The organism is Chitinophaga sp. sic0106 (assembly GCF_019219075.1).
Taxonomy (GTDB): Bacteria; Bacteroidota; Bacteroidia; order Chitinophagales; family Chitinophagaceae; genus Chitinophaga.
On the sequence record NZ_JAHUWJ010000007.1, the window covers coordinates 298510 to 319532 of the forward strand.

A 21023-nucleotide genomic window follows, 5' to 3' on the forward strand; every position below is an offset into this window, starting at 1 on the left:
GCATCAATTTTTACATTAACGAAAAAAACCTGCGCCTAAGCACAGGTTCTTTTCTGCATTTATCAAACTCTAATAATCCTTATTCAATACCCCAGTCCTTATTTGGCTTGCTGCCCATTTCCAGCTCCAGCTTACCGCCACTCATCAACTGATCATGTGTAAACCAGGGGGTGTTTATCGCCACGCCATTCAGTTTGGCGGACTGTATATACTTATTCACTTCTGTGCAGTTATTGGCAATCACGGTAAAGTCCTTACCATTTTTCAAATGCACGGTCACTTTCGAAAACACGGGGCTGCCAATGGTGTACAGCGGCTCCCCGGGCACTACCGGGTAAAAGCCCATGGAGGAAAACACCACGAAGGCCGACATGCCACCACCATCTTCATCGCCGGGGATGCCGAAAATATTATCATCAAACCAGGTTTTCAGCAGCAGGCGTATACGTTGCTGTGTTTTCCAGGGTGATTTCGTATAGTTGTACAGGTAAGGAATGAAGAAGCTCGGTTCGTTGCCCATGGAATACTGCCCTACCAGGCCGGTGGCATCCGGGAATTTGGCCCAGAACTCATAACGGCTGCGGCCCAGCCCTTCCCGGAATAGTTGATCCAGGCGGCGCTCAAAGCCATCTTTGCCGTTCATCAGCTTCATCAGGCCAGGAATATCCTGTTGCACCTGCCACATATACGTCCAGCCGTTGTTTTCATCATAGTACTCCCGGCCGCCCATGCCGCCGTCGAATACCGGATCAATGTTGATCCAGTTGCCGGCACTGTCTTTAGGCAGGAAAAACTGACGCTCCGCATGCCAGAGCTGATGGTAGTTCTGCCCTCTGGCCGTAAACGTTTTTGCGTCAGCCGTTTTGCCAAGGTCTGCTGCCAGCTGGCCTACTGCCCAGTCGTCGTAAGCGCCGCCCAGCGTCACCGCTACGGCCTGGCGTTTTTCAAAGGAATGCACCTGCGGTACCGGATCTTTTTCGCCGGACTTTAAAGCCGGGAAGTAACCTTTCTGATGATAGAAATCATCCAGGACCGTTTTAGGGCCATTGCGCCATGGCAGCATGGTAGCGCTGGTGGCGTTCTTTTTCATGCCCTCATAGGCTTTGGCTACATCAAAATTGCGCAGCCCTTTGCGGTAGGCGTCCAGGAACATTACCGAAGAGTGAAAGCCGTTCATGCACGCGTGATCACCGTATAGTACCGGGAAGGTGGGCATCCAGCCGCTTTGTTCGTACATGCGTACATATGATTGCAGCATGTCCTCTTCTCTCTCCGGTAATAAAATAGTACGCAGCGGATGCAAGGCCAGGTAAGTATCCCATACCCAGTCGTCCACATAAAATGGACGGTTGTCCGTATGTACTTTATTATCATAGCCGCTATAGTACTTACCGTTTTCTGTAATGTTTACCATGCGCTCATAACAACGATACAGGGCAGTATAAAAACTGCGGCGCTCAGCCGGCGTGCCACCCTCTACTTCAATTTGCCCCATCACCTCCTGCCATGCCTTTTTAGCATTGGCGACTACCGCCTCAAAGCTTTGACCACCGCCAAGTTCCAGCTCGTAGTTCTCCTTTGCCTGCGCTTCACTGATAAATGAAACAGCATAACGCAAAGTGGCTACACGCTTTTCCAGCGACACCCAGGCTTTTCCCTCTCCTTTTTGTTGCGTAGTGGCGTTACCGTTAGTAAAGCCGCCGGACTTCACCGGCTGATCAAAACGACCGTACACATAAACGGGTACATCCTGCAACCCATCTTCTGCCTTAAATACCTGCATACCCGCTATGGTACTGTCATTATCAAACCGCCACCAGTTGCGTGCACGGTCATACGTGTTAAATAGCAAACGCTTTGCGCCGGTAGCAGGAAAAGTAAAACGGTAATAACCTGCTTTTTTGCCTGGCGTATATTCTACCGTGATATCCTTGTCCACCAGGTTGGTATAATAATGCCAGGGAGCACGCTCTTCGGCTCCCTGGTCATATGACAAACGGGTTTTCCAGGATGACTCACTCAAATGTTCATCGTTATTGGGCTGAAGGGCAAATACCTGCCCCAGCCGGTGCGACACGAGCAACAACGGAAAACTGCTGATCTGATCATCCAGATAATCCTTTCGTACAGGCGTCATGCGCATCATTTCGTTAGGCAACTGCATGGTGGGCCTGGTAGGCTCCAGCAAAGTACCTACGCCACCTATCTCGGGACGTATATACGACAATACATCTGCTGATGGCTGCTGTGCAACTGCCATACCGCTCAGCAGCATGGCCGCACAGGAAACTATAATTTGCTTCTTCATAAACTATTACTCCTTTGGAGCTGTTGGCCGTGTAGCCGTCAGCGTTGTTTCTTTTTTAAACATCTTCCCGCCATCTCTTGTCAGTCGCAGATAGTAGTCGGAAGAGCAGGCCGTACCATCTTCATCCAGCGTTACAAAGCCTGCACCTGCCGGCACATCCGCAGCGGTTTCGGCCGTTTTCGCAATCTGGTTGCCTTCATTACGGAGGTATCCGGGTTGCCATTACCTGGGCCGGTGCCCGGGGTGGCTGCTGCTTCCTCCTCCTTTTGAGCAGGAAGCAGCAGCCACCAATAGTAATGCTGTAACTATATTTCTCACAATATTTTATTTAGATGGTAAGGAAAGAAACTACTTACCCGCGGTCTGCTTCACCATCTGAATCGTACCATCAGGATTGTAGTACAGTTTATCTACGCAAATGCTGCGCAGCCAGTCGTGGTTTGATAAGGAACTGTTATGATAAAACGCGTACCACTGGCCCTTGTACTCTACAATGGAGCCGTGATTGGTATAGCTGTCCGTCGATTCCATGTATACGCCTTTGTACTCCCATGGTCCCAGCGGACTATTGCTCATGGCATAACACATACGGTTATGTTTACCATCCTTATCGTAGTTATCGGAATAAGAGAGATAATAGATGCCGTTGCGCTTATGTACCCAGCTGGCCTCATGGAAATCCACCAGTCCTTCCATTGGCTTCAGCTCCCCGTCTATGGCCACCATGTTATCTTTCAGCTTACCGCCCATGCATTTTCCGCCGCCTCCATAATAGAAATACACCTGGCCGTCGGTATCGGTAAATACGCACGGATCGATCATGGATTCCAGCCCTTCTATATAGCCTTGTACTTTGAAATCGCCCGCAGGCTTGCTGCTGGTGGCCACGCCTATCTTCCAGGTTTTATTCCACTCGGTGCCGCTGGGATGCGGAAAGTAGTAATAGTAAACGCCATTTTTATATGCACAGTCGGGCGCCCACATAAAGCCACCTTCCTTGCGCCCCCAGGGCACCTGGCCGGAATTCAGTATTTCTCCATGATCTTTCCAGTGTACCATATCATCAGTGGAATACACATGGTAACGGTCCATCAGGTCGCAGCCCTTTGGTGGCGCCACATCATGGGAAGGGTACACATACAGGCGTCCGTCGGCCCATACGTGTGCAGACGGATCTGCGGTATAAATATCTGTAACAAACGGATTTTTCTGTGCCTGACAATCGTTGGCAATAAGCGCTGCCGCGAGCGTAAACAAAGGAACGGCCAGGAATATTTTTTTCATATCTTATTGGGCTAAATAATATCTTAAAGATTTGGAGAGGGGCAGACGCCCCTCCCCCACGTTATGAAGAACCATCAAGGGACATCCACCTTGACTATTTCTGAGTAGTTAAACTTTTTATTGCTGTCGTCAACGCGAACGCCTACACGGGCGTAAAAGGTGCGTCCACTCAGCAGGTTAGGTACCGTTATGGTATAGGTTGTTTTCGCCATCTCATCACTGTAATTTGCGTTGATGCCTAAGATATTCGGACCGGTATAAACATCATAAATGGTAGCACCACTGCCCACAAACTGGGTGTTGTTAATGAAAGGCTGCACATCTATTACACGTGGCAGGCCTTCCGTTTTAGGTGCAAACAGGTTAAACGTCATCTGCAATGTGGTGCCGGAGAGCTTCCATGTGAAATTTTTGATTTCCATGTAAGGCGTTACCGTGAAGTCTTTGGTGGTGTTACCGGAAATATCAATTTCGGTTGTATCCACCGGCCAGAAAGCGCCGTTGCGCGGAATCACGCGGTAATGACCACTAAAAATCCTCGTATCCTTAAAGCTGCCGTCTGGCTTAGCCGGGATGTTATAAGGCACGGGTGTGCTGCTCCAGCTGAGTTCATCCAGTTGTATCTGGAAGCCGCCAGTTTCTGTAAGCAGGTTTTTACCGGTCACACTATTAATCAGGTTACCTGAGAAGGTGGCGTCAGGTCCTGCATAGTTGTCCTTTTTAGAGCAGGACGTGGCCATACATAATGTGGCTGCCACCAGCAGGCTGTTTATTAATTTCTTCATAATGCTAAAATTTAAAAATTAGTAACCCGGGTTATTAGGATAGAGGTTAGGATTCTTGCCTAATTCACCCCCAGGAAGTGGTTCGTAATACCATTTCTTTTCGAAGAAAAAGCTACGGTGGCCCATTTCTTCCTGCTTCAGCATAATGTATTTATTTTCATTTTCTATCCAATATGGGTAGATGCCATAGAAGCGGGTGTTATCCAGTACCTTGTCCGCAATACGCCATCTCCGGAGGTCCCACCAGTGGTGATGTTCGAAGGCCAGCTCTTTCATACGCTCGGTACGAACCGTATCGATGGTGATATTACCGGTAGCCACTGCGGCACCTGCTCTGTCGCGCAGCTGGTTAATTACACTCAGCGCATCAGCAGTTTTATCAGCCGTACCCAGTTCCATCGCAGCTTCGGCCCTGTTTAGCAGCACCTCTGCATAACGCATGTCGATCCAGGTTTGCACACTTTGGTACAAGCCGCAGGTAGCCTGATCCGCTTTATAATTGATATACTTCCTAACGTATAAGCCTGTACGCGTACGGTTATCATTACCGGCAGTGGCATACATACCGGCAAGGCCCATTACGCGGCGGCCATTGTACAACTGGTTGATATCACCTGATACTACCAGGTTATCCGGCTGATCCCAGGAAGAAGTGTTGTTATTTGCCAGCTCTTCTGCGGCGGTACCATTGAATTTCTTATAAATACCACGCTGCACATCAAACTCTTTACCACGGAGGGTAGCACCCGGGAAGTAAATGGTAGCCAGCAAACGCGGTTCCAGACCAGCTTTCAGCTCAGAGCGATCGTTAAAGCGTTTAGGTGTGCCATCCGGATTAGTGATAGGCAGCGGGCCGGTGAATTTCTCCACGAGGTCGAGGGTAGGATAACAGGCGGCATCACCATCGGCAGTCATATAACGGCAGGTCATGGTAGCGTCCCAGCTATGGGCGGTACCGGTGGACATAGAATAGTCCTTCACATACATATTCTCCGGGCTGCTCTGGTCCAGGAACAGGTCTACATAGTTCTGTTCCTTGTTATCATTTTTACGGTACAGGCTATAGTGGCCCTCTACCAGTTTGGCTGCATCATAGGCGGCCTGGAAATAGCGGGTAGCCTGGTCCGCCGGAATGCCTGCAAAACCTTTCTGGCGCGCATCACCATCAACATAGTTCACCGTACCATATTTAGCAATAGTACCGGCATACAGCATGGCGCGCGACTTATATCCTGCGGCTACATACTTGTTAGCTCTCGCTCTGATATTGGCATCACCCATCAGGGAGATGGCACTGTCCAGGTCGGCAGCAATGAAATCGTAGACTTCCTGTTCTTTATTTCTCGGTACACTCAGGTCTTCGATGCTCTGCTCAGGATAGCTTTGCAGGGTTTTCACAATCGGCACACCACCGTAGCGTTTCACCAGTGCAAAGTAGAAATAGGCACGGCAGAAATAAGCTTCACCCAGGAACTGATTGTACTTATCCGGCGTGAACGCTTTCGCATATTTCGGGAAATTGACGATCATATAATTGATCGTACGGATTTTATCATATGGCCAGAAACCGAAGCCCTGCGCGGCATCGCCCACATTATAGCGACCCACCATTTCTCCGGTGAGGTTGCCCGGCTGCATGAAGTTCTGCCAGCGCTCTCCATCTCCATTCATAAACCCTCTTTCAGGGCGATAGATGAAATCCTCGATGGGCATGGTACCGTATATACTTGCCAGGTAGGAGTTTACACCGGTTTCATTGGTGAAAATATCCTGGTCTTTGATGATATTGAGTGGTGCTACATCCAGCTTGTTACAAGCCCCAAAGGCCAGTCCAATCAGTATAAGCACTAAGTATTTTATTTTCATGTCGGAAAAGTTTAGAATGATACAGAAGCACCTACACTATAAGTCCTGTTTTGTGGATACAGGTAACCTGCCTGGCCATAATCCCAGTTCTGGTTGCCACCTGCTTTACCCGGATGCTCAGGATCTGAATATTTCAGACCGGTGATAGTAGCCAGGTTATAGGCGTTACCGTAAATACGCAGGTTTTGAATACCTACTCTTTTCAGCACGTTGTGTGGCAGGTTATAACCAATTTCCAGTGATTTCACACGCATGTAGCTGGCGTTCTGTACGGCCTTGCTGCCTTGTGCAATCGGACGACCGGTTACAGGATAGTTACCGGCTACCCATTCTGTTTTAGGATCAAATACGTTGGCCTTAGGGTCTACCGGATGCCACCTGTCAAGGAATTGCACCAGCGCACTGCGACCAAAGGTTAACGGTTGCGCATACTGCTCATCATACTCTACGTGGAAGTTGGCAGAACCCTGTAATAATACGTTCAGGTCAAAACCTTTCCAGCTCGCGCCAATGGTCATACCGAAGTTTACCATCGGTTTATCACGGATAGCGATAGGTACCTGGTCTTTATCGTCGATTACACCATCCTGGTTGAGATCCTGGTAGTAGTAGTCGCCCGGCAGGTTCGACTGGTTACCGCCACCGGTGTTGACACCATAGTTATAGATCTGATCATAGCTGGTGAACTGGCCGCCGTACAAAGGTCCCCACCACATGTTGGCGATGCGGTCGTTCAGATTATTTTTGTAGTTCTGGTAAGAGTTGCCCTGGCGGGTTTGCTCTACATAGATATTTTTGAAACGGGTGAAAGCCACGTTACCGGAAATATTATACTGCACGCCTGCTACCTGACTTCTGTGACCAAGCACAATTTCAAAGCTGGTATTCTGGTCACTGTTAAGGTTTTCCATAGGCAGCGGTAACCCTACGGTGCCTGGCACCTGCGCGCTCTTAGCTGCCGGCAGGCCTTCGCGGTTTCTTACGAAATAGTCCACGGAGCCCGACAGTAAACCGTTCCAGAGGTCCATATCCAAACCAACGTTGAAGGTTTTGGATTTCAGCCAGGTAAAGTTCTGGTTGGTTACACCCTGTGAGTTGATACCATTTACATAGGTACCTCCGAGGATAGCGCCCTGTCCGGGATAGTTGTAGCCGGCCACCCACTGGTAGTTTACGTTAGCATCGTCTCCGAGCAAGCCGTAAGAACCACGGAGTTTCAGGTTGCTGAGGATACGCGGATCAATGATACGTTGTACAAATGGCTCCTCGCTGATACGCCATGCTGCCAGCGCTGCCGGAAACAGGCCCCATCTGGCTGTAGGACTGAAACGGCTGCTGCCATCATTACGCATGGTCACTTCCACAATGTACCTGCCCAGGTAATCGTATCCTACCCTGCCGATCAAACTTTTCATTACGGTTTCATAGAGGCCGTTGCCATCCATGTTACCGCGCTGATCTGCGTTGTCACCTGCAAACAGGTAAGGGATACCTAAAGAGTAGTTACGCTGTGCCTGGAAGTTATCACCCTTCTGGTGGTTTTCTTCATACAGGAACATTGCGTTTACGTTATGACGTTTTGCAAAAGTACGTTTGTAGTTCAGGGAGAGCTGCATCACCGTGGTGGTAGAGGTGTAGTAACCTCTGTTTACCCAGGAAGGTGAATTCACGGTAGAAGGGATGTACAGGTCGTTCTGTGCATCATACAGGTAAAGGTTATACGTTTTTTTACCGGTGGTATTATCGGCCATGCCCATACCGTAGTTGTATACACCTCTTGCATATAAACCTTCTACACCAGGGATATCATATTCCAGGTAAGCCTGGCCCTGGAAGTTTTTATTTTTATAGGTGCTGTTACCTACCAGGTTATTATCAATCAATGCTACCGGGTTACCGTTTTCGTCGGTTACACCGGGATACAGCGGATTGTTATTGGCGTAGATAGGCAAGGTAGGCTGATAGTTCATGGCATACTTCAGAATTTCCCACACGGAACGGCCCTGCGGAGTATTCTTATTATCTACATACCCAGAAACATTCACACCACCGCGCAAACGCTTGGTGAGCGTAACATCCACGTTGGAGCGGAAGTTATATTTATCGTAGTTGATAGCGTTGGTTTTGAAGATGCTTCCCTGATCCAGGTAGCCAAAGCCAAAGTAATATCTCACTTTATCCGTACCACCGTTTAATGATACGTTGTGCTGTGTTTGTGGTGCCGACTTGCGGGTGATAGCGCCCATCCAGTCGGAGCTGGGTTTGTTGCCGCTCAGGTATTCATCGATGTTGGCATCGGAATAGGTTGGCGAACGCAAGGCAAAAAAGTTATTGAATCCGGAATAGTCTCTTTCGTTGGTCAGCAACATGAAGTCCACCGCATCCACGCCCTGCGGAACATTCAGGAACTGCTGCCAGGTTTGATTAATAGAATAGTTGAGATTGAATTTTCCGTTTTCGTTTTTTGCACCGCGTTTGGTTGTTACCACGATAACACCGTTGGCAGACTTCACCCCGTAAATGGCTGCTGCCGCATCTTTCAGGACAGACAGGCTTTCGATTTCATCAGGGTTCATGCGACTCAGGTCACCGGAGCTGCGGGGAATACCATCGATAATAATCAACGGCGTACCACCCATACCACGGATATCGTACTGGGTGTTGAAAGAGCCTGGCTCAGCACTCAGCTGCACCGTACGCACACCGGCAATTTTACCGGTCAGCATGTTCACCACGTTTTCGTTTTTGGTGACGGTCAGCTCTTTGCCACTAAGGGTAGCCACAGAACCGGCAACCGTAGCTTTTTTCTGGTTGCCGTAACCAACTACCACTACGTCATTGAGGTTGGAGTTGGAAAGCTGCAATACTAAGTCAATAGTAGTACGGCCATTAAGCAGTTGTGTTTCAGCTTTGTAGCCTACAAATGATACCGTGATCTTTGTAGCGGTGGAATTGGCGTGTACGGTATACTCACCATTTTCATTGGTGTAACCGCCACCGAGGCGCTTGCTGTTGCTCTCCAACACTACGTTGGCTCCGAACACAGGCGCCCCTTTTTCATCTGTTACCCGTCCCTTGACGGACACCTGCTGGGCCATCATGTATAGGGGAAGAAGGCAGAGTAACAATAAGTAATAGACTTTTTTCATGTTTTAAATAGTTTAAAAAGCATTCAAACAGCGGGGATAGTGGAATCTGAATAATGGAATTAAGGTGACATAATAGGCGTCGTGGAAAATGTTGATTTTGGTTTGTCCGGCAGCTATCACCTGCCGATGTTGAATCATCATAACGTATTCCTGTTAACCTGGAATTTGTAAGTGCAAAAAACGATTCTGCCATTAACAAAGCGGTTAATCAGACATTAATAGCGCATTAATTTTCATTTTTTTTGATTTTTATTAGCGTTTTGGTTGTTGTGCTGAGTATCCAGGCTTACCATGAAACCATCTGGCAGCCTGACCGGCCAGCCACAGGTAGTAATCGCTGCCCAGTTCATCTTCAATACCTACAAACACACCGCCGGGATGCAGCGGTAACTGGCTGGTGGTGGCACATTTAAAGATGGAGGTGCCTTCATTCATTTCATCGAACATGGCGATGTACAGCATTTCTGCTCCGGCTGCCTTAGCGCCGGCTACCTGCTGCCAGAAAAATGCACCTTTATTGCGGGCAATGGTGTGGGCATTGGGACCATTCATATTTCTCCAGGAAAATCCGGGGAATGCCAGCGGCACGTAGTCCACTTTATTGGCCTTACACCACTGGATATCTTTTTCAATGGTCGGATGAAAATCAGGATAGGCAGTCTGATCATACCGGCCTACCAGCCAGGGAGCTACAATATCCACCTGCTTCAGGATATCATGCAGGGCCTGGTCATGCAGGGCATCCGAGCCAAATTCTCTCCAATAGGTAGGCACGCCCAGCATTACACTGAAGCCGCGCTGTTTTAGTCCTGCCACAATGGTAGCTGCCTCCGTGAATCCGTATTGCCGGTTGTCGTTGAAGCCTACTCCCCATACGGTTACCAGTGGTTTGCCGTTGTGGTGCAGGTAGGTGGGAGATGTTTTACCATCTTTTTCCAGGAGGCCGTAGGTGGCGGCGAGGGTATCTATGTCGTGCAGCAACAGCTGTTCCTCACCCGGACGCATACCACTCAGGTCATACATGATGCAGATGGCGCGGTCGTTGCGCTTTGCTGCCGCCATAGCGTTTTTCAGTACCGTATTAAAATGCCGCTGGCCGCTGGGGTTTCTGATCTCCCCAACAAATCTTTGCATAAACACCCCGTCGATACCATAGTCTTTCATCCATTTAAAATGCAGGTCTACGGTAGATTTATCGTAGGGACTAAACACGTTGGCCACACTGCTGTCCGCATAGCGGAACGGGGTAGCATACTGTTTTTTATATTCCCGCATATCCGGCCAGAGGTCTATTTCACAGGAGCCTGGTGCAAAGGTGCCGCGGCGCTGGTAATGGTGCCATCCGCGGTCGGCCCCGTCAGTGGAAGTATTAAACCAACCCTGGTAGCCCGCCATTACCAACCCTTTATAGGTAGGGTAATGGAACGGACTTTTCTGGGCATCTGCGTGGAAAGTTAAAATGCAAACGGTCAAAAATATAAATGCGCTTTTCATATATAGTTAGTTAACGTGGAACTGTCCTTTTAATCTGATGTCGTCCGAGGAGCTGCCTACCATTACGAGGAAGGTTCCCGGCTCAATCACATGTTTCATATCCCTGTTCCAGAGGCCCAGGGCTTCCAGGGCGCTGAGGCGGAAAGTAAGCTGTCTGCGCTCTCCCGGCTGTAACGCCACTCTGCCGAAGGCTTTGAGCGCCTTCGCGGGGGTGGTCACGGTGGCTACCTCATCTCTCAAATACACCTGCACAACCTCCTCTCCTGCCACGGTGCCGGTATTGGTTACCGTTACCCGGATGGTGAAGCTGTCTTTTACCTGGGCAGCAGGCAGTTCCAGCTGATCATATTTAAAGGTGGTATAGCTGAGGCCATGTCCGAACGGAAACAGCGGTGTATCTTTTTCATCCACATAGCGGTGGTAGGAAGTGGGCTTGTGACTATAATAATAAGGCAGCTGCCCTTCGCTGCGGGGGAAGCTCACCGGCAGCTTACCACTTGGGTTGGTGATGCCCAGCAATACATCTGCGATGGCTTGTCCGCCTTTTTCACCGCCAAACCAACCTTCTACAATGGCAGGAACCTGGGCGGCCACCGGACCAAGGCACAGGGCGCGACCATTCAGCAGCACGGCTGCCAGTGGTTTGCCTGTTGCCGACAACTGCCTTACCAGTGTCAGCTGCGCTGTATCCAGTTGCAGGGCCGCACGGTCCTTGCCTTCTCCTACCACCTGTAAGTCTTCTCCCAATACAACTACCACCGCATCTGCCGTACTGATCACCGACTGATCAAAGCCGGCAATGTACCTGATCTGCAGGCGATCGCCGGCTCTTTGCGTCAGTCCGGACAGGATGGAAATGGCGGTATCCTCCGTATTGGAATATCCTCCCAGGTAATTACTTTTTGCGAGTGGGCCTACCACCACCAGGTTTCGTATATCCTTCAGCGGTAGTATGTTTTTATCATTTTTAAGCAGCACCACGCCCCTTTCAGCTGCACGCTGTGCCAGCTGCTGGTGGGCAGTGCTGCGGGTAACTTTCGCCAGCAGTGTGGTATCTATATATGGTCGGTCGAATAATCCCAGCAGGAACTTCACCCGCAGCACTTCGGCCACGGCGGTATCCAGTCTGGCCGGTGTGAGCATTTTCATTTTCAGGGCAGAGTCCAGCGCCTGTTCAAACTCATCATGACCAAAATCATAGAACTGCATGTTTAGGCCGGCATTGATGGTTTGCGCCATGGCATCGGCACGGGAAGTGGCAGTACGGTGGTTTTCCAGCCCCATACGAACGGCGCCGAGGTCGCTCAGCACAAAGCCTTTAAAGCCGTACTCCTTCCGCAGCACATCCGTCAGCAGCCAGCGGTTAAAAACCATCGGCAGTCCGTCAATTTCATGATAGGCCGCCATGATACCGAGCGCACCGCCCTGCTTGACCGCTTTTTCAAAAGTGGGGAGGTGACTGCTCCTGATTTCACGGACACCTATGTTTACAGGTCCCTGATTGCTGCCAGCTTCCGGAACAGGGTGTACTACGTAGTGCTTCGGCTCACTCACCACGGCGTCGTGGCGACTCACATCACCCCCTTGCAGGCCTTTCACCATTGCCAGGCCGATCTCTGAAACCAGGTAGGTATCTTCCCCGAAGGTTTCTTCCTGCCTGCCCCAGCGTGGGTCACGGGATACATCGAGCAAGGGCGCCAGGATCATGGCGGTGCCGTTGGCGCGACTCTCCCTTCCGATCGCGCGGCCTACCTGGTATACCAGCGCGGTGTCCCAGGTGGCTGCCAACTGCAGCGGCACCGGGAAGCTGGTACTGCCTTTACGGGAGTAGCCATGCAACCCTTCTTCAATAAAGAGCACGGGAATACCTAAACGTGTTTTGGTAACCGCATGGCGTTGTACCTCGTTGGACAAACTGGTGTAAGCCGGATAAAAATCGTGGAGGGAACCGAAGGAACCTTTGGCAAATGCCGCATTAATGAGTTTTTCATCCAATTTTAATGCCTCGTGCGTTTGTTCTGTCATGGGCGATACACTCCATCCCCGGTACATATCCAGCTGACGGATCTTTTCGAGGGTAGTCATCCTCGACAACAGATCTTTCACCCGGGCATCCACCGGCACAGAAGCGTTTTTATAAGGTAGCTGTTGACAAAAAGCTGCGCTGGCAAACGTGGAATAAAATAAAGTAAGCAATAGTGGTTTTAACACCTTCATCTTAGAATAAATATTATTACGGTTAATTGACTTTGGTCTAACGTGGTATGCAAAGAAACTTGCGGACCATTAACAAACCGTATAAAATCAGATTAATGAAGGCATTAATTGGAAAAAAACTGTGATTTAATGATTTTTTAGTTTTTAAGCGGGGCTTCGCCCCACTTAAAAACGTAAGACCGGGCGCCGAAGGCACCCGGTCTTACGTAAATGAGAATAACTTATTTCACAATCTCCGTAAAAGCTACCGGATAATCTTCTCCGTAAACTTTCGCATACTCTTTTGTAAATCGTTCATAGGCATTTTTCGCCAGCGAGTGGCGGCCAAGGGCAATCAGAGCCCGGCACTTTAACCGCAACGCTTCCTCGCTGAGCGGATCAAAGCTTAAAATGCAGTTAGCCGTTTCTACGAGGGTATCGGCGTCCTGCTGGATATCGAGGTATCGGGATTCTTCCAGCAGTTCGTCGGTGATTTTGTTGGTGTAGTCAGATTTGATGTCGTCCAGCCAGGCGTATTCGGTTTGTTTCAGGAAAGCGCCCCGCGATACAAAGTAGAGGAGATAGCCCAGTTTCTGGCGGCCGTGTTCCGGATGCTGTGTTTTCACTTCCAGGAAATCCATCAGGTCGATGCTGATTTCTGCCGGGTTGTAATCAAGCGTCCAGCGCTCCCCTTCCTTTTTTATGGAGAGCTCCCCGATTTTGGCGAGGATACCTTTGAGTCGCACCATGTTCACAGACAGATTGTTTTTCGCAATCTTACCTTCTTTATCTCCCCAGAAAATATCATTCAGCTTTTCCGAAGAGATGCCTTTGCCGTTTTTCAGTGTATATAATAATATCACTAAAAACAATTCTTTTAATAACGGAGAGAACTGAAGGCTATATTCATTACCGTTGGTATCGAGGATCTCAAAATTCCCGAACAGGTAAATGCTGATCGCAACTTTACGGTCGCGCACAAACGGAGCAGGTTCCAGCAGGGCTTTGTCCTGTGGCGCTTCCGCTGGCGCAGGCGTGCGGCCTGGTGCAGGTTCAGGTGTATGTGCTACACTTTCCGGCACCACAGGCGTATCCGTTACGTTTATTTTTTTAGTTTTTTTCCGGGGCCACAATACCAATGCTATTAATGGCAGGAGTAATACGCCAAGCCACCACCAGGAGAAGTGAAGTCCCGTTTGTTTAGCCGCCACTTCAAAAGGTAATGGCGGAAATCCTATGCTATAAATTTTTATGGTGGTTTGTTTGCCCAGGTCTGCCAACAGGGTTACGGCGAGTAACTGGCGGGAGCGCGGGCAATAAAACAGGTCGGCATCTGAAATCACATCCTGAAACGCATACGGGATCTCGTCTCCTACAAACTGATAGGCCGGTGAGTACAGCGAGCCTTTGATCATTTTCAGGCGGGTATCGTACCTGCTTTCATCATAGCAAAGGCCATAGTAGGTTTGGTTAATGGTATCTATAATGATAGAAGAGGCAAATACGAATGGCGTACCTGTATTTTCCAGCGTAAATATTTTCTTGAATTCCTTTGTTTTAGTGTTGAAACGCATAAAATCATACAGGTGCTGCGGCCGTAGTACCTGGTCGCCGCTTCGGCTTCCGTAGCCACCGAGGATGTAGATGCTATCGTTCCACTGCCCGCCGGCCGACATATACCTGGGCGTAAAATAATCGCCGGTGGTTTGTATGTCCGTCCATTCCTGGGTGGTAAAATCGTAGCGCTGTACCTGGTTCTTATACTTCAGTTGCCCGTAGCCACCAAAGATATAGAGTGCGTTTTCCTTACGGGAAAACACTTTGCTGGTATGGCCATATTCCGTATTGGCAACGGTATCGAAGCTGCGGGTCCAGCGGCCGGTATTTTGCTGGTAGGCGGAGATACCGTGTATATCGATGTAGAAATTGTAGAGTTGATGGTCGTTGGCGTTGTAGAGCGATTGGTTGGCCTGGAAAAGCGGATAGCCTACGGAAGGATGCGCGATTTCGGTGGTCATCTCATCATCTACCGGTAATTCATATACGGTGTCGGCTGACACAAGGTATACTTTTTCTGTTTCCTGGTCAAAGCTCACACTTGCATTTCCTTTTACAGTAGCGGATTTCAGCAATCGCCAGTTGCGATGCAGGTCATCGGACCAGAGTGGGTTTGTAACGATGGCTTGTTTTCCGGAAATGGTATCTTCCAGGTGATTGGTACCCGGCTTACCTAGTGGCCAATAGTAACGTAGTTTATCGGAGGAGTAGAAGCCCACATTTCGGATAATCATCGGCGGCACGTCGGTGGTGATAAAGTCCTTCAGGCGCAAGGCACCAAAATAAATATGGAAGCAATTATCTTTTAGGTGGATGGTAGTGGTTTTGTATAGTTGGTTGTTGATGTAACAACTGATGGAATTTTTTGTAAGGTGGTACCGGATGTTAGTCCATTTATTATAGAGAATGGACTTATCCAGTTTGAAATCAATACCGCAGAAGGATTCACCCACGATGGTATTAAACACTTCATCCTTCTGATTGTAGACCAGATCTATGTTCTGGCCGTTACTGCTGATCATGCGGAACAGGTAACCGAAATAAATGGACCTGTTGGGGATGAAAGAAAAATCGAATGACAGATCGAAGCTATCGTCGAAACAAAGTTCTTTTTCAGAAAGCTCCAGGGAGGTTCTTTTTTCCTGTGGTGCGTTGAACGAGTAAAACGTGAGGCCATAATTTTCCTGGCCTTTTGTGGAATAAAATGCAACGAATAGTAATACTAAAGTAGTGGCAAATGTCTGGATGGCCGTCTTCATAACTCCACTAAATATATAATTATTCCTGAAATTTAATGGGTACAATATAAAAAATGCCTTCCAGGCGCCTGCCGCTAAAGGAAACCACCGCCAGGACCTACCACCTGTAACATTTTTCTGAAATATCCGATTGCGTGTTATATTTTGGCAATACATCTCCCGAAAATAACAGTACGCCAGTCATGCTAACCAATTAAAATGGCGTTACTACATGAAGTATTGTAAAAAGGTATTACTGATAACCGGCCTGCTGGCAGGTTGCATTTCCCACGTTTATGGCCAGTTTAAGCCAGGGAAATCATTTTATACGCAGCAACCGGAAGATCCTGCAGCTGTAAATTTCACACCTAAAAATTCTGACGGCAGCACAGATGTTACGGAGCAGCTGCAACAGGCCATCAACCAGCTGAAGAAAGACCGTAATTTCGGTACGCTCCTGATCCCGGAAGGAACCTACAAAATTTCGAAAACTATTTACATACCTGGCGCCATCCGTGTAATTGGTTACGGAAAAAACCGTCCCACCATCGTACTCGCTAAAAATTCGCCTGGCTTCCAGGAGGAAAAAGCGGGCGACAAAGGCAAGGCCAGCTATATGTTCTGGTTTACCAGCAGTGCAGTAGAGCCAGGTGGAAGCATCTCCGATGCCGGCGCCGGCACTTTCTACAGCGCATTATCGAATGTGGATTTAAAAATAGAAGATGGCAATCCGCATGCAGTGGCGTTGCGTACTCACTTTGCGCAACATAGCTTTGTAGCGCATATCAACATCAACATCGGTAAGGGCAAAGCTGGTCTTTTTGAAATTGGTAATTTTATGGAAGATGTACAATTCTTCGGAGGGGAATATGGCATATATACCACCAAAGCCTCACCAGGATGGCAGTTCATGATGATGGACACTTATTTCGAAGGGCAGCGTCGCAGCGCCATCAAATCCCAGGAAGCAGGATTCACCATTGTGCGCATGCAGGTAAAAAATGTACCAGCAGCTATACAGGTTGAACATAACTACTGGGAAAAAATTTATCTCGAGGATAGCCGCTTCGAAAATATCAGCGGCCCGGCCATCACCCTCAGTAATGAAGGCAGTGCCAATATGCAGCTGAATATCCGTAACCTGAATTGCAGCAAAGTGCCGGTGCTGGTGAAATACCCTCATGGCGATACGGCCACTAACGCGCCGGCGCCTGTTTATACCGTGCAGTCGCTTACCTACGGTCTGCAACAGGATGACCTTGACAAAGACCCAGTATTCCGGCTCAACGTACAGGCGTCACCATTACAACGCATGCCTGCACCCGCTGTTAATGATGTGCCCGCCTTACCTGCTATGGCCACCTGGTACAACCTGAAGGAATCCGGTGCAAAGGGCGATGGTGTTACGGACGATACCAAAGCCATCCAGCAAGCCATTGATACACATCCGGTGATTTTTGTACCACAGGGCTCCTATCGCATTACCGAAACTATTCACCTCAAACCCAACACCGTACTCATAGGCCTCCACCCGATGGCTACCAACTTTGCCCTGGCAGAAAACAGCCCGGCCTTTGGCGGCTTCGGCGCCCCTAAAGCCATGATCGAGGCACCGGCAGGTGGCACCAACATCATCACCGGTATCGGCCTGTATACCGGCACCAGCAACTACCGCGCGGTAGCCTGCAAATGGATGGCGGGTGCCACCTCCATGGTTGATGATGTGAAACTCATTGGTGGCCACGGCACCATGCGCCCCGGCCCACAGGTAAACTGGAAATGGGAAGAAAGGCAGCAGTCGCCCGAACGCCGCTCTTACGGCAGCTACGACCCTACCTGGGACACACAATACTGGAGCATGTGGGTCACCAACAACGGCGGTGGTATCTTCAAAAATATATGGTCCGCCGATACTTACGCCACCAATGGCTTTTATGCCGATCATACCAGCACACGCGGCCGCATATACGCACTTTCTGTGGAACACCACGTACGCAATGAAGTACGCTTCAACAAAGTTTCCAACTGGAAAGTATTTGCCCTGCAGCTGGAAGAAGAAAGCGTGGAAAGCTCCGATTGCCAGCCGCTGGAGCTCACTGATTGCCACGACATGACATTCGCCAACCTGTATATGTTCCGCGTCATACGCGTGAAAGTGCCCTATCCCTATAGCGTACGCACCTGGAATTGCAGCAATATAGAACTGCTCAACGTGCATAACTACAGCCAGATCAAATACACCACTGATAATCCGCTATACGATATCAATACCAACACCGAAGTGCGTCCTACTGAACTGGCGAGGCTGTTCATCACCGGTAATACTTCCCTGAACGCCAAAGCAGCAGCCGTAAACGGTGTGCAGCAACTGGCAAAAGGATTTGAGTTTGCCGTGGGATTGTGTGCCGACTCCAAAGGCAACGTATACTTTGCCGAACAACGGATGAAGCGCATCTATAAATGGAATGCCGCTACGCAATCCTTACAGCTGCTGGCCGATTTCCCCTGGGAGCCACTCTCCCTTGGCTGCGACTCGCAGGACAACCTGCTGGTAGTATTCCGTTACAACCCGCAGCCAGGGCTGCTCATCAACGGTGTACCGGAAAAATTCGAAAACCCTGCTGATGCCAGAGGTACTTCCTTCAGCGGCTGGGGTAACTCCGGATTTGGTACACTCGTGTACAGCATCCACCCCGATGCGCCGGAAGAGAGTATTAAATTACTCCAACAGGCACCGATGGGCAGCATCGGCCAGGTACATAAAGCCTTGTATCCGTCCAACCGCTGGAGGGACTTCCACGATTTCAATACCGTATCCGTCAATAAAAACGAAACCTGCTGGGTAGCTCCGGATGGGAAAACAATTATCCCTGCTGCTTACGATTTAGCCAGGGCCTGCGCATTGGTGGAGGCATTCCCGGGCAAGCCGCTCTATGCAACGGACGAATACGATAAGCGCACCGTGCGCTTGCAGGTGGATGCAAAAGGCTATCTTTCTGACCTGACTTACTTCGCGGAAAAGGGCGACTTTAATTCCATTCCAGACGGAAAAGGAAATGTTTGGGTGGCGGATGGAGAGCTGTTCCAGTTCAATGCTGCCGGCAGGCAGGTAAATATGCTGAAGGTGCCGGAGCGCCCGTCGTCACTGGCGCTCAGCAACACTGGCAACCAATTGTTCATCACCGGCCGTACGGGCTTATATCGCATTCAATTATGATGCTATCCACCAATTATATACGTACATGCGTTGGCGTTATAATGCTTTGCAGCAGCATAGCGCCGGCCGGTGCGCAAAGCAAAATAACGCTGCTGACCAACCAGGTGGCGTACAACGCAGCAACCGCGAAAAGCGCCATCATCAGCAGTGATGAAGCCTTACCCACAGGTACCGCATTCAGTATCATCGACACCGTTACTAACGCCGTCGCATACACGGGAAAGGCAGCTACCTCTGTGCAGGTTAACGGCTGGGCGAATGAGTGGTATAGTCGCGCCGATTTTACCCCGGTTAAAAAACCTGGTTATTACCGTGTGCGCGTTACCGTTAGCAATAAAATCCATGAGTCCTATGCTTTTCGCATCGACCACCAGGCGATCGCCAAAATGGCCGCTCCGGCTATCACCAGCTTCTTCTTTCATCAGCGGGCGGCCTCTCCGGAGGAACGTGCTGCGGATAAACATATACTGCTTTACGGCAGCAACAAAACAGTGGACCTCAGCGGCGGCTGGTGCGATGCCTCCGGTGATGTAAGCAAATACTTCTCCCACCTGGCATACACGAATTATATGTCGCCCCAGCAGATACCGATGGTGGACTGGTCCATGGTGAATGCCGTAGAGCGGATGCCTAAGCTGCTGGCGGCAACCGGCACAATAAATGCGTTAAAGGAAGAAGCTATCTACGGCGCTGATTACATCATGCGCTCCTTATCCCCGGAGGGATATTTTTACATGACGGTGTTCAGCTACTTTAAGAAAGATGCTAATGAGCGCCGCGTAGTTGGCTTGCTGGCGGACAGTAAAACCACTGCCGATTATCAATGTGCCTGGCGCGAAGGTGGCGGCATGGCTATTGCGGCGCTGGCACGTATTTCACGCTGGCAGCAGGACGGAGATTTCACCGCTGCCCAATACCTGGCTGCCGCGGAGCGCGCGTTTGTGCATTTGCAGCAAAACAGCACCCGCTATGCCGATGATGGGAAAGATAATATCATTGACGACTATTGTGCCTTGATGGCCGCCAGCGAATTATGGCTGGCCACCGGCAAAGCCATCTATCAGCACGAGGCACGTAGTCGTGCAGCCCACCTCACCAAACGCCTCTCTCCTGCCGGCTACTTCCTGGCGGATGACGGTCATCGTCCTTTCTGGCACGCTGCTGACGCGGGTGTGCCGATAATAGCCCTCTGCCGCTACCTGGATGCTGAAAAGGAAAGCAGCTACCGTAAACAGGCACTGGCCACCATTAAAACGGCTATCGATTACAATCTGCGTGTTACCGCTGCCGTTACTAACCCTTTCGGCTATCCGCGACAGAGCTTCCTGTTTAAAGGGCAGCCTATGGATGGCTTTTTCATTCCGCATGAAAATGAAAGTGGCTGGTGGTGGCAGGGTGAAGATGCCCGCCTGGGTTCGCTCGCAGCGGCCATGGTTACCGGCGGCAGGCTGGTGTACCCCGCTAAAACGGCGCTGGGCGTAAAGCCGGAAATTGAGGTGTATGCAACCAATCAATTATCATGGATACTGGGATGTAATCCCTATAACATGTGCATGATGTATGGCTATGGCCATCACAACGTACCCTACATGGCTTCCATGTACGGCCATGGCAGCGGCAAAGGAGGCATTTCCAACGGCATCACCGGCAGCAATGCCGATGGTTCCGGTATTGCTTTCAAAGTGGAAGATAACGGCAACGAATGGCGATGGAGCGAGCAATGGATACCGCACAGCAGCTCTTTTTTACAGGCCGTTACCGCTACTGCAACAGAATAGTTTTCTATCTCCCTAAAATCAAATTTAACAGCCGGTTTTAGGGAGATTTACCTTGCCCCTTTCCTCTTAAATCCGTACCTTCGCCGTTCATTTTTCCACGACAGGCGGCCTGCAGCTGTTAACTGAAAGCAGGTATCTGAAATCCGCCTTA

Annotated in this window: 11 protein-coding genes; 2 read left to right on the forward strand and 9 right to left on the reverse strand. The window is 49.7% G+C overall.

Going from position 1 to position 21023, the window contains the following annotated elements; translation table 11 throughout:
- Positions 1-79 precede the first annotated feature (79 nt).
- The 9 genes from KW844_RS13170 to KW844_RS13210 all read right to left on the reverse strand — a co-directional run bounded on the left by KW844_RS13170 (position 80) and on the right by KW844_RS13210 (position 15898).
- Positions 80-2308 (reverse strand): GH92 family glycosyl hydrolase, encoded by a 2229-nt coding sequence (locus tag KW844_RS13170; RefSeq protein WP_218377200.1) that lies wholly within the window; start codon positions 2306-2308, stop codon positions 80-82.
- A 6-nt stretch (positions 2309-2314) separates the two neighbouring features.
- Positions 2315-2464 (reverse strand): hypothetical protein, encoded by a 150-nt coding sequence (locus KW844_RS13175; RefSeq protein ID WP_255578408.1) that lies wholly within the window; start codon positions 2462-2464, stop codon positions 2315-2317.
- Positions 2465-2656: 192 nt separating this feature from the next.
- The gene (locus tag KW844_RS13180; RefSeq protein WP_218377201.1) at positions 2657-3592 is read right to left on the reverse strand and encodes a family 43 glycosylhydrolase; all 936 of its coding nucleotides are present in this window, start codon (positions 3590-3592) and stop codon (positions 2657-2659) included.
- 74 nt (positions 3593-3666) lie between these two features.
- Positions 3667-4377 carry a DUF3823 domain-containing protein gene (locus tag KW844_RS13185; protein ID WP_218377202.1) on the reverse strand — a complete coding sequence of 237 codons (711 nt, stop codon included), beginning with the start codon at positions 4375-4377 and terminating at the stop codon, positions 3667-3669.
- 18 nt (positions 4378-4395) lie between these two features.
- Positions 4396-6243 carry a RagB/SusD family nutrient uptake outer membrane protein gene (locus KW844_RS13190; RefSeq protein WP_218377203.1) on the reverse strand — a complete coding sequence of 616 codons (1848 nt, stop codon included), beginning with the start codon at positions 6241-6243 and terminating at the stop codon, positions 4396-4398.
- Between the two features lie 11 nt (positions 6244-6254).
- Positions 6255-9392: a TonB-dependent receptor gene (locus tag KW844_RS13195; RefSeq protein WP_218377204.1), complete on the reverse strand. Its 3138-nt coding sequence runs from the start codon at positions 9390-9392 to the stop codon at positions 6255-6257.
- A 252-nt stretch (positions 9393-9644) separates the two neighbouring features.
- The gene (locus KW844_RS13200; RefSeq protein ID WP_218377205.1) at positions 9645-10886 is read right to left on the reverse strand and encodes a glycoside hydrolase family 71/99-like protein; all 1242 of its coding nucleotides are present in this window, start codon (positions 10884-10886) and stop codon (positions 9645-9647) included.
- Between the two features lie 6 nt (positions 10887-10892).
- Positions 10893-13103: a glycoside hydrolase family 3 N-terminal domain-containing protein gene (locus KW844_RS13205; protein WP_218377206.1), complete on the reverse strand. Its 2211-nt coding sequence runs from the start codon at positions 13101-13103 to the stop codon at positions 10893-10895.
- A 221-nt stretch (positions 13104-13324) separates the two neighbouring features.
- Positions 13325-15898 (reverse strand): kelch repeat-containing protein, encoded by a 2574-nt coding sequence (locus KW844_RS13210; RefSeq protein ID WP_218377207.1) that lies wholly within the window; start codon positions 15896-15898, stop codon positions 13325-13327.
- A gap of 211 nt (positions 15899-16109) precedes the next feature.
- On the opposite strand from KW844_RS13210, the gene KW844_RS13215 reads away from it, so the two are divergent.
- Positions 16110-19094 (forward strand): glycosyl hydrolase family 28-related protein, encoded by a 2985-nt coding sequence (locus KW844_RS13215; RefSeq protein WP_218377208.1) that lies wholly within the window; start codon positions 16110-16112, stop codon positions 19092-19094.
- The gene (locus KW844_RS13220) at positions 19091-20872 is read left to right on the forward strand and encodes a glycoside hydrolase family 9 protein (protein WP_218377209.1); all 1782 of its coding nucleotides are present in this window, start codon (positions 19091-19093) and stop codon (positions 20870-20872) included. Before KW844_RS13215 ends, KW844_RS13220 begins: the two co-directional genes overlap by 4 nt.
- Positions 20873-21023 lie beyond the last annotated feature (151 nt).